Genomic DNA, 11,484 nt, shown 5'->3' on the forward strand with positions numbered 1-11,484 from the left:
CGTTCTTAAAATGCGTATTTCAGGCTGACCTTGACGGCGCGCCCCGTGATCGAGCGGGCCGCATGGCCATCGCCCTCGACTTCCGTATAGCCGATCTTGTTGAGCAGATTGTTCGCCGTCAGCGCCACCTGCATCTGCGGCGTGAGCTGGTAATTGACGAAGGCGTTGAGCACCTGGTACGCCGGCAAGGTGATCGTGTGCGCATCGTCGCCCCACGACTTGCCCGTGCCGACCAGGCTGGCGCCCAGGGTGGCCGGTCCCCATTCATAGGTGGGAGCGAGCTGGTACACGACGCGCGCCTGGCGCCGCGGCGTATTGCCGATCAGCGCCACGTCGGCTGGCGCCGTGCCCGTGATCTCGGCATCCGTGAATGTCAATCCGCCGTTGATGCGGAAGTCGCCGGCGCTGTAGGCCGCTTCCAGTTCCACGCCCTTGGCTTCATAGTTGTTGGCCGTGCGCAGCTGGGTCGTCGCTTCGTAATTGCTTTCCTTCGTCCTGGCCTGGAACACGGTGACGAAGGTGCTCAGGGGGCCTTGCCGCCATTTCACGCCGCCTTCGAGCTGGCGCACGGTGTTGATCGCCACCGGCACGCTGCCATCCAACGGCGTGCCGAACAGGATGCGGTCGGCATTGAAAGCCACGCCTTCGCTGACGCGGGCAAACACGGCCAGATTCGCTTGCAGCTTGTAGTTCGCGCCCAGCGAGTACGAGGTGTGGCCCACGGTGTAATCGACCCGCTGCACCGTCGATGGCAGATACGCCTGCGCGCCGGTGGCGATATTGGCCGTGCCGCTGGCATGCTGGCGGTCTCGCCGCAGGCCACCGTCGAGGTTCAGCGCGCCGCTTTCCCAGGCCAGGTTCAGGTACGGCGACGTCGTGCGGTATTCCATGTCGACGGCGCGCGAGCAGCAGGCGCCGAAAGCCGGGCCGATGTAGCCGGGCGTGCCGCTGGCCGTCTGCAGCAGCGCCGGCTGGTCGCCCGTGGCCTGCATCAGGTATTCGTTGAAGTTCCATGTCAGCCCCAGCTTTTGCTGCGACAGGTACAGGCCGGCCGTCGTGGTCAGCTTGCCGCTGCCCACAACAAACGTCCTGGCCAGCTTGGTGTCGCTCAGGGTATTGCTGGCGTCGTCGATCGAGGTGTTGAACACCACGGCGGAAAACGCGCGGCCGGTGTACGGTTTGCCCCGGTTCGGGCCGCTGGCAAACACATAGCTGCCGTCGCTGCCGTTATTCGACGGGAAGACGCCGATGAAGCGGCCAGAATTGTCGGCGTAGCGGAAATTTTCGCTCGCGCTCCAGCCCTGCCCCAGCTTGAACGACGCTTCCAGGCCCACGGTGTCGCTCTTGACGTGCAAGCCGTCGTTGACATTCGTGGCCACGCGCTGGTTGTCCTTGTTCAGCACCATGTCGGGCACCCAGTACGGCGAATAGAAGCTGGCCTTGCGCGGGTCGATGCCGGCGATTTCCGTGATGCGGCCATTGCGCACGCTGACCGGCACCGGCAGGGCTGTGGGCGACTGGTCATCGAGGTGCTTGAACGACAGGCGCACGAAGCCGCTGTCGAATTCATGCGTGACATTGCCGCGGATCTGGCCGCCCTTTTCGCTGTTGACGCCACTGTGGCGGATGCCTTCGCCCGTGCGCCAGGAGCCGCCGATGAAAAAGTGCGTGCGCGCGGAAATCGGCGCGCCGTAATCGAAGTCCACGCGCGTCTGGTCGTAGCCCAGGCCGCGGCTGATGGCCACGCTGCCGCCCTTCTCCTTGCCATTCTTGCTGATGAAATTGATGATGCCGCCCGGCGAGTTGGTGGCCAGGGTGGAGGCCGAACCGCCGCGCACCACCTCCAGGTGGTCGAGCGTGGAATCGATCTTGACGAAGCTGTCGGGCGTGGTGAAGTTGAAGTCGCCGAACTGCAGCACCGGCAAGCCATCTTCCTGGATCTGCACATAGCGCGCGCCGCCGGCGGAAATGGGCAGGCCGCGCACGGTGATGTTGGCATTGCCTTCGCCGCCCGAGGACTCGGCCCGCAAGCCCGGCACCGAGCGCAGGACTTCGGCGGCGCTGGTCGGCGCGTTGTGCAGGATGGTGTCGAGCTCCATGCTGCTGACGGAATTGCTCGACTTCATCTTGGACGTGCCGCCGGTGGTACCCGTGACCACGATGCGTTCCAGGTTCAGGCCATCGGCGGGGGCGGCGGCCGATTGCGCCTGGGCGGCGCCCCATTGCAGCAGGGCCAGGGTGACGGCGGCGGCCATGCAGCCGCGTCGAGCAGTACGTGTCTTCATCTTGTCTCCAGTGTTGTATGCCGATACATCGAGGTATCCGCTTGTTATGTGTCCTGGCCGCTGCATGCCGTGGCGCGCTGGCTGAGCCGGTACGCCATTATTCATCGAATAAGAATTTATTGCAATCGATTGCAATCGAGCGCTGCAACATAGGAATGTTGTTGTTTTTAAGCGAACACCAGGGGCAGGAAAGAGCGAAACAGGCGGATTTTAATGCGAGAGCAGGGGTTTTCATGCTGCCATGCAGCATAGAAATTAGCGGGAAATTCTGAAATTATTGCAATCGGTTGCAACCGCGTTTTAGCGGCCCGAGGCGCGCACGATCAGCTCGGTTGGCAATTGCTGCGATGGCGCAGGCGCGCCATCGACCAGCGCCAGCAGCGAGGCCACCAGCGCGCGCCCTGCCGCGCGGATCGGCTGGCGCACGGTGGTCAAGGGCGGATGGAAATACGCGGCCAGTTCGATATCGTCGTAGCCGACTACGGCCACCTGCTCCGGCACGACCACGCCGCGCGCGCGCAGGGCGCTGATGGCGCTCATGGCCAGCAAGTCGCTGCAGGCAAAGATGGCGTCGAACGGGATGTGGCGGTCCAGCAGTTCCTGCACGTCCGTCGCGCCGCCCTGCGGCAGGAAGGAGCCGGCCACGTACAGTTGCGGGTCGGGCGCCAGGCCCTGCGCGGCCAGCGCCTGCGCATAACCCTGGTGGCGCTGCGCCACTTCGGGCAGCTTGGCGTCGCCAAAGAAGGCGATGCGCCGGCGTCCCGCCGCCAGCAGGTGTTCCGTGGCCAGCCGGCCGCCGGCGACGTTGTCGCCACCAACGGTGCAATACAGCTGCTGCGGCAATTGCGCGCCCCACACGACGATGGGCACCTGGCGCGCGGCCAGCTGGTTCAGTTGTTCATGGTGGCGCCACTGGCCGATCAGGATGATGCCGATCACGCGGCCGCTATCGAAGGACTGGGCGGCCGCGTCGAGCGTCTCGGCATCCACGCGCGAAATGAGCATGTCGAAGCCCTGCTCCGTCAGCGCATCGGCCAGGCTGCCCAGCATGCTGAGGAAAAACGGATCGGACAGGTGCTGGCGCGTGGCCGCGTCATACGGCACCACCACGCCCACCGTGCGGTTCTGTTTCAGGCGCAGGTTTTGCGCGCCGATATTGATGGAATACTTGAGCGAACGGGCCAGCGCGATGACGCGCGCGCGCGTCTCTTCGTTGACCAGCGAACTGCCGCTCAGCGCGCGCGACACGGTGGACGTCGACACGCCGGCCAGGCGCGCGATATCGGCCATCTGCAGGCGTTGCTGCGCCTTCGAATCAGTCCCGGTCATCGTACGCTCACTGCGGCGCGGTGTCCTTGAACGATGGCCGCTCGGACAGCTTGTCGAACAGGCGCGCCAGCGCCGGATGGTCCGCGCGCCAGTCGATTTCCGGGAAGCGGAAGCTGAGCCAGCCCAGCGCGCAGCCCACGGCCACGTCGGCCAAGGTGTAGTTCTTGCCGGCGCAATACGCGCTCTCGCCCAAGCGCGTTTCCAGCGCCGCCAGGCCCAGGGTGACTTTGTCGAGCTGGCGCGCGATCCAGGCCGCGCTTTGCTGCTCGGGCGGACGCTGCGTGCGCTCCAGGCGCACCAGCACGCCCGCGTCGAGGATGCCGTCGGCCAGCGCTTCCCAGTTCTTGATATCGGCCCGCTCGCGGCCATTGCCGCCGGCCGGCAGCAGCTTGCACACGGGCGTGAGCGTGTCGAGGTATTCGACGATGACTCTCGAGTCGATGAGCGCGCTGCCATCCTCCATCACCAGGCAGGGCACCTTGCCCAGGGGATTGGCCTGCGCGATGCGGGTTTCCGGCACCCACACGTTTTCCAGCTCGAAGACATAGTCGAGCTTTTTTTCCGCCAGCACGATACGGGCTTTGCGGACATACGGGCTGGCGAGGGAACCGATCAGTTTCATAGGTACTTTAAGGTAAGGGAGCAGCAAGCAGTATAGCATCGGCGGCAGCCGTGTTTGGCGGCGCGCGCCCGACGCTCTCTCGGGTGTGGCAGGCACGCCGCATCGGCGCCGGATTCGGCCCCAAAGCGGCGTACCGGCGGCCGATGGACGGCTGGCCGGCGGCCAGCGGTGGTAAAATCGCCCTTTACTGTGGCGCCGTCAGTGTTGCTGTATTGCAATAGCCCTACCCTCCCCGCGCGCCACACGCCAACCGTTTCTTTAACTTGCGTCCGCTCTCATGACTTCTACTACTCCGTATTCCACGCTGTCGGCCCTGTCTCCGCTCGATGGCCGCTACGCCAGCAAGACCGATCTGCTGCGCCCGATCCTGTCCGAAGCCGGTTTCATGCACCACCGCGTGAAAGTGGAAATCTCCTGGCTGCAAGCGCTGTCGCAAGCCGGTTTCGTCGAAATCAAGCCTTTCTCGGCAGAAGCGAACGCCCTGCTCGACAAGATGGCGGCCGACTTTTCGGAAGCCGACGCGGCCCGCATCAAGGCCATCGAAGCGGTCACCAACCATGACGTCAAGGCCGTCGAGTACTGGCTGAAGGAACAAGTGGCGGACGTGCCGGAACTGGTGGCGGCATCGGAATTCATCCATTTCGCCTGCACCTCGGAAGACATCAACAACACCTCGCACGGCATGATGCTCAAGGCCGCGCGCGATGGCGTGATGCTGCCGGCCCTGCAAGGCTTGGTGGCCAAGCTGACGCAGATCGCGCACGACAACGCCGACGTGCCGATGCTGTCGCGCACGCACGGCCAGACGGCCAGCCCGACCACCCTGGGCAAGGAATTCGCCAACGTCGTGGCCCGTTTGCAGCGCGCCGTGAAACGCATTGAGCAAGTGGAAATCCTCGGCAAGATGAATGGCGCCGTCGGCAACTACAACGCCCACCTGTCGGCCTACCCAGGCTTCGACTGGCCCGCATTCTCCAAGGCCGTCATCGAACAGCGCCTGGGCCTGGTGTTCAACCCGTACACCATCCAGATCGAACCGCACGATTACATGGCCGAGCTGTTCGACGCCTTCGCGCGCGCCAACACCATCCTGCTGGACCTGAACCGCGACATCTGGACGTATGTCTCGCTGGGCTACTTCAAGCAGAAACTGAAAGCGGGCGAAATCGGTTCGTCGACCATGCCGCACAAGGTCAACCCGATCGACTTCGAAAACTCGGAAGGCAACCTGGGCCTGGCCAACGCCGTGCTGAAACACCTGTCGGAAAAACTGCCCGTCTCGCGCATGCAGCGCGACCTGACCGATTCGACCGTGCTGCGCAACATCGGCGTGGGCCTGGGCTACACCCTGCTGGCCTATGACAGCTGCCTGCGCGGCCTGAACAAGCTGGAAGTGAACCCTGCGCGCCTGGCGCAAGACCTGGACGCGACGTGGGAAGTGCTGGCCGAGCCCGTGCAAACCGTGATGCGCCGCTATGGCATCGAAAACCCGTACGAGCAACTGAAAGAGTTGACGCGCGGCAAAGGCATCTCGAAAGAAGCGCTGCAAACCTTCGTCAATGGCCTGGCCATTCCGCAAGATGCCAAGGACGTGCTCTTGACCATGACGCCGGGCAACTACATCGGTATCGCGGCGCAATTGGCCAAAGCCATCTAAGCAGTTTCCACCTGGGGATCCACCGGTCCCCCTCCCGCGGGGCGGCCAGCACACAAATGCTGCCCGCCCCGCGGTTTTTCCGGCAATCTTTCTTGTAGAATCTGCAGCACGCAGCGCAATTTGCTTTTCTTTGGTATATTAGGTCGAATTAGTCCTAATGCGTACTACTTTCAAGAAAGCCGTCGATGCAACGCTACACCACCACCGCCATCATCCTGCACTGGCTGACCGCCCTGCTGATCATCAGCGCCTTCGTCATGGGCCTGGTCATGACCGACATTCCCGGTCTGACGCCCACCAAGCTCAAATATTTCTCGTGGCATAAATGGCTGGGCGTGACCGTGCTGGCCATCGCCGCCATCCGCCTGCTGTGGCGCAAGGCCAACGTGCCGCCGCCGCATCCGGCCAGCATGGTCGCCTGGCAAAAAAAGGCGGCCGACGCCATGCACGTGCTGCTGTACATCCTGATCTTCGCCGTGCCCGTCTCCGGCTACCTGTACACCTTGGCCGCCGGCGTGCCGGTGGTCTACCTGGGCCTGTTCCAGCTGCCCGTCATCATGGCGCCGAACCCGGAACTTAAGCCACTTTTAAAAGAGATTCATTATGTTCTGAACATGACGATGGCCGCCGCCGTGGCCGCCCATGTGCTGGCGGCGCTCAAGCATCAATTTATCGACAAAGATGGCGTGCTTAAACGCATGCTGCCGTAACACCGATTTCACCCTTGCTCACTGAAACTCCAGGAAAAATAAGATGAAAACCACCCAACGCATCGTCCTCGCTTCCCTGCTGGGCCTGTCCGTGGCCGCCACCGCCGCCACCTTGCTGAAAGTCGATTCCGCCAAGACCAGCGTGTCGGCCGTGTTCAAGCAAATGAACGTGCCCGTGGAAGCGAAGTTCAAGAAATTCAATATCGCCATCGATTACAACCCGGCCTCGCCGGACGCCTCGAAAGCGTCGGTGGAAATCGACACGGCCAGCATCGATATCGGCGACCCCGAGTACAACAAGGAAGTGGCCAAGAAAGAATGGTTCAACTCGGCCCAGTTCCCGAAAGCCACCTTTGTCTCGAGCAGCATCAAGGCCGCCGGCGCGGGCAAGCTGACGGTCAGCGGCAAGCTGAGCATCAAAGGCAAGACCACCGACGTGACCTTCCCCCTGGCGGTGAAAGCCGACGGCGGCAAATATGCGTTCGACGGCGCCCTGCCGATCAAGCGCCTGACCTACAACATCGGCGAAGGCGAGTGGAAGGACACGAGCATGGTTGCCGACGAGGTTACGATCAAGTTCCATGTTTCGGCTCAGTAACGCCTGAGAAAACGTCCATGACTGCGTTGCTCTTGCCTCGTCGTACGTGCGTACTGCCTTCGGCAAGGCGCCTTGTCCTGAACGTTTTTCAGACGTTAGCAAAAACAACCCCACAACCCTTTAGGACCTGCATGAAATTTTCGCACTTGATGATCGCCGTGCTGGCAGCCGCCGGCGCGGGTTCGGCCATGGCCGCCACCGATACCTACAACCTCGATCCGACGCACACTTTCCCCAGTTTTGAAGCCGATCACATGGGCATGTCGGTGTGGCGCGGCAAGTTCAACAAGACCAAGGGGACGGTCGCCCTGGACCGCGCCGCCAAGAGCGGCAGCCTGGACCTGGTCATCGATGCCGACTCGATCGACTTCGGCCTCGACGCCATGAATACGCACGCGAAAAAAGCGGACATGTTCAACGTCGAGAAATTCCCGCAGATCACCTACAAGAGCACATCGCTCAAGTTCAACGGCGAGCAACTGGTGGAAGTCGATGGCGAACTGACCCTGCTGGGCGTGACCAAGCCCGTCAAGCTGAACGTGAGCAAGTTCAAGTGCATCATGCACCCGCGCTACAAGCGTGAAGTGTGCGGCGCCGACGCCACGGCGCAATTCAAGCGCAGCGACTTTGGCCTGAACTACGGCATGCCGGCGTTCTCGCCGGAAGTCAAGCTGGCCATCCAGGTCGAAGCCATCAAGGCCGACTAAACACAGCCTTGCCGCATGACCAGCCCGCCTCGCTGCCCCGCAGCCAGGCGGGCTTTTGCATGCGCAGCGCAAATCCGCTGGACTTTTCTATCGTGCGGCATCACTATCCGTTGGCATGATGTTGTTCTGACATGGCACCCCACTCACCCATCGCGCGGAGGACTACATGAATTTCATTATCTGGATCGTTATTGGCGGCATCATCGGCTGGCTGGCCAGCATGGTCATGAAAACCAATGCACAGCAGGGCATCTTCCTCAATATCGTCGTCGGTATCGTGGGCGCCTTCCTGGGCGGCTGGCTGCTGGCGCCCCTGTTCGGCACGGGCACCATCAATAGCGACAATTTCAGCCTGTCTTCGCTGCTGGTCTCGTTCCTGGGCGCCGTGATCCTGCTGGGCATCGTGAATCTTTTGCGCCGCGGCAAAATACGCTAGGCAGGAAAAAAGCAGCGCCGAGCAAGTGGCCGGGCCGGGCAAGCGCCCGGCCATTTTTTATTGCCGGCAGGATAATTGTATGGACAATACCACAGCCGTCGCACGGAAAAATGCGCCTTGGCAGCCGGCTCCAGCCCCGACACCAGCGCAAATCCTGCCTTTAAAATAAGTGCGCGCGAACATGCAGCCCGGAAAATGTGATTGACTAGTGCGAGTTCGATACGGATACTCTATGTCGCCCGCTGCACAATCAGCGGGTACTCCGCTGATTCCGACTTCCCTACAATGTAAAAGAACAGAACTCGAATGAAAAAATCTCTCATCGCGCTCGCCATCCTGAGCAACTTCGCACACGCCGACGAAGGCATGTGGATGCCCCAACAGCTGCCACAAGTAGCCAAGGAACTGAAAGCGGCCGGACTGAAACTCGATCCGACCAACCTGACCAAACTGACCGAATTCCCGATGGGCGCCATCGTCAGCCTGGGCGGCTGCTCGGCCTCGTTCGTCTCGCCGCAAGGCCTCGTTGCCACCAACCACCATTGCGTCTACAACAGCGTGGCGGTCAATTCGACCAAGGAGCGCGATTTGCTGGCCAACGGCTTCCTGGCCAAGACGTTCGCTGAAGAATTGCCGGCCGCCCCAGGCAGCCGCATCTTCGTTACCTCGGCCGTGACCAATGTCAGCGACAAGATCATCACCGCCGACGTGGCCAAGCTGCAAGGCAAGGCACGCATCGACGCGATCGAGAAAAACCAGAAGAAACTGGTCGCCGAATGCGAAAAAGAAGCCGGTTTCCGCTGCACCGTGTCGGCCTACTACGGCGGCCTGGAGTTCTACCTGATCAAGCAACTGGAAATCCGCGACGTGCGTCTCGTGCACGCGCCACCAGCGGGCGTGGGCAAGTTCGGCGGCGACACCGACAACTGGATGTGGCCGCGCCACACGGGCGACTACGGCTTCTACCGCGCCTACGTGAGCAAGGATGGCAAGGCTGCCGACTTCAGCAAGGACAACGTGCCTTACCAGCCAAAACACGTGCTGAAACTGGCCAAGGATGGCTTGAAGGAAGGCGATTTCGTGATGGTCCTGGGCTACCCTGGCCGCACCAACCGTCACCGCCTGCCATCGGAAGTGGCCTACACGTTTGACTGGAACTACCCGGCCTTCGTGAAAGCGTCGGGCGAAACCCTGGCCATCATCGCGCGCGAAACCAAGGACAACAAGGACGTGGCCCTGAAATACGCGGGTCAGGTCGCTGGCGTGAACAATTACTACAAGAACCGCCAAGGCATGCTGGACTCGTACGCCGGCAGCGACTTCCTGGCGCGCAAGACGACGGAACACGAAGCACTGAAGGCCTGGGTCAACGCCACGCCAGCACGCAAGGCCGAATTTGCCGGCGATATCGAGCAAGTGGAAAAGCTGATCGCCGAGCGCGATGCCGACACCAAGCGCGATTTCTTCCTCAGCTACGCACAGCCGCGCCTGCTGAGCACGGCACGCAGCCTGTACCGTTTGTCGAACGAAGGCACCAAGGCCGACACGGAACGCAAGTCCGGCTACCAGACGCGCGATTTGCCGCGCCTGGAAGCGGGCATCACCTCGGTCGAGCGCACCTACGATGAAAAAGTCGACAAGGCGCTGGTGCTGAACAGCCTGACCAAGTACGCCGCGCAACCGGCAGCCCAACGCCGCGCCAGCTTCGACGCCGCCATCGGCATCAAGGACGGCATGTCGCCAGCCGACCTGTCGGCCGCCCTGGACAAACTGTATGCGGGCAGCAAGCTGGCCGACAAAGCCGAGCGCGCAGCATGGCTGAAACGCACGCCAGCCGAATTCCAGGCCAGCAATGACAGCTTCATCCAGGCCGCCGTCGCCATGTACCCGGATTCGCTGAAAAACGAAGCGGAAGACGAAGAACTGGCCGGCAAGATCCAGCAAGCCTACGCCAACTACATGAAAGCAAAGATCGCCTTCATGAAGAGCAAGGGCCAAGCCGTCTATCCTGACGCCAACAGCACCCTGCGCGTGACGTTCGGCAAAGTGGCCGGCCGTGACCATGGCGCCGACGGCACCACCTGGACCGCCTTCACCACCGTCAATGGCGTCGCCGCCAAAGCCACGGGCCAGGGCGAGTTCAACGCACCGGCGAATCAACTGGCCGCGATCAAAGCCAAGGACTTCGGTAAATTCGTCGATCCCAAGCTGAAAACCGTGCCGGTCGACTACCTGGCCACCCTGGACATCACCGGCGGCAACTCCGGTTCGGCTGCCCTGAACGCCAAGGGCGAATTCATCGGCCTGGCATTCGATGGTACGCTGGACTCGATCATTTCCGATTGGGACTACAACAAGGCCAATACCCGTTCGATCCAGGTCGACCTGCGCTACATGCTGTGGAACATGAAACACATCGACCACGCAGACAACCTGCTGAAAGAAATGGGCGCCGAGTAATTCGCGGATAACAACAACTAATAAGCCCGGCAACGGGCGGTTGTTCCCTGAGCCACTCCTGCGGGAGTGGCTTTTTTTCGCCTAGCGTTTTCTTACCTTGGCAAAGCGGTAGGGCACGGCTTGCTCCGCGCCAAACACCTGCGCCCGGCCACTTCCCAGCGGCAGCATCACGCGCCGGCCGTCCTGCAGCAGCAAGGCCAGGTCCGCGCCGGGAAAGCGCCGCGCCAGTATGGGATAGGCTTGCCGCTCGATGGGGGCGGCGGGAATCACGATGCGGTAGTCGCCATCGCCAAAGTCCAGCAGCAGCGCGGGAATCTCATCCGGCCCCGGCAGCGCCGTGATGCGCAGGTGCGTGCTTCCCTTGACGAGCTCGGAGGCTGACCACAGTGGCAAGCCGCGCTGCGTGGCGCCGATCCGCAGCTGTGGCGCCTCGCGCGCATCGGCCGACGCCAGCAAAAGGTCGGGCCGCTCTTCCGGCACCGCGCCATCGAGTGCCAGCAGCCAGCCCCGGTAGCGTATCAGCGCGCCCCGCGCGGCGGCCGTGACGGAGCCGCCCTGCGCCACGGGCTCCTTGCCTGCTGGCAAGCGCAATGGCGCCGCCTGTGCCGCCATGCCAGCCCACCACACCAGCGCCGCCATCGCCGCCTTGCCCATGCCGCCTCCATCCTTGCGCGTGAAAC

Annotated in this window: 10 protein-coding genes; 6 read left to right on the plus strand and 4 right to left on the minus strand. The window is 62.4% G+C overall.

The window, feature by feature from the left end:
* Positions 1–5: 5 nt before the first annotated feature.
* The 3 genes from J0O65_RS01820 to J0O65_RS01830 all read right to left on the minus strand — a co-directional run bounded on the left by J0O65_RS01820 (position 6) and on the right by J0O65_RS01830 (position 4,236).
* Positions 6–2,285, minus strand: a complete 2,280-nt coding sequence (locus J0O65_RS01820; protein WP_215403501.1) for a TonB-dependent receptor — start codon at positions 2,283–2,285, stop codon at positions 6–8.
* 300 nt (positions 2,286–2,585) lie between these two features.
* Positions 2,586–3,614, minus strand: coding sequence for a LacI family DNA-binding transcriptional regulator (locus J0O65_RS01825; RefSeq protein WP_251373227.1), 1,029 nt, complete (start codon positions 3,612–3,614; stop codon positions 2,586–2,588).
* A 7-nt stretch (positions 3,615–3,621) separates the two neighbouring features.
* A complete protein-coding gene (locus J0O65_RS01830; RefSeq protein ID WP_215403503.1) occupies positions 3,622–4,236 on the minus strand; it encodes a glutathione S-transferase N-terminal domain-containing protein in 615 nt (204 codons plus the stop codon).
* Positions 4,237–4,513: 277 nt separating this feature from the next.
* On the opposite strand from J0O65_RS01830, the gene purB reads away from it, so the two are divergent.
* The 6 genes from purB to J0O65_RS01860 all read left to right on the plus strand — a co-directional run bounded on the left by purB (position 4,514) and on the right by J0O65_RS01860 (position 10,804).
* Positions 4,514–5,893 (plus strand): adenylosuccinate lyase, encoded by a 1,380-nt coding sequence (gene purB, locus J0O65_RS01835; RefSeq protein WP_215403505.1) that lies wholly within the window; start codon positions 4,514–4,516, stop codon positions 5,891–5,893.
* Positions 5,894–6,078: 185 nt separating this feature from the next.
* Positions 6,079–6,603, plus strand: a complete 525-nt coding sequence (locus J0O65_RS01840) for a cytochrome b (protein ID WP_152250655.1) — start codon at positions 6,079–6,081, stop codon at positions 6,601–6,603.
* 43 nt (positions 6,604–6,646) lie between these two features.
* A complete protein-coding gene (locus tag J0O65_RS01845; RefSeq protein WP_215403507.1) occupies positions 6,647–7,201 on the plus strand; it encodes a YceI family protein in 555 nt (184 codons plus the stop codon).
* Between the two features lie 131 nt (positions 7,202–7,332).
* Complete coding sequence (locus J0O65_RS01850) at positions 7,333–7,908, plus strand: YceI family protein (protein ID WP_215403510.1); 576 nt, start codon at positions 7,333–7,335, stop codon at positions 7,906–7,908.
* Between the two features lie 166 nt (positions 7,909–8,074).
* Positions 8,075–8,344 (plus strand): GlsB/YeaQ/YmgE family stress response membrane protein, encoded by a 270-nt coding sequence (locus J0O65_RS01855; protein WP_215403511.1) that lies wholly within the window; start codon positions 8,075–8,077, stop codon positions 8,342–8,344.
* A 306-nt stretch (positions 8,345–8,650) separates the two neighbouring features.
* Positions 8,651–10,804: a S46 family peptidase gene (locus tag J0O65_RS01860; RefSeq protein WP_215403513.1), complete on the plus strand. Its 2,154-nt coding sequence runs from the start codon at positions 8,651–8,653 to the stop codon at positions 10,802–10,804.
* Between the two features lie 81 nt (positions 10,805–10,885).
* Here J0O65_RS01860 and J0O65_RS01865 read toward each other — a convergent pair whose 3' ends face one another.
* Entirely contained in the window at positions 10,886–11,458 is a 573-nt protein-coding gene (locus J0O65_RS01865) for a hypothetical protein (RefSeq protein WP_215403515.1), read from the minus strand.
* Between the last annotated feature and the right edge of the window lie 26 nt (positions 11,459–11,484).

The sequence above is a fragment of the Janthinobacterium sp. JC611 genome, from assembly GCF_018682595.1.
Lineage (GTDB): Bacteria > Pseudomonadota > Gammaproteobacteria > Burkholderiales > Burkholderiaceae_D > Janthinobacterium.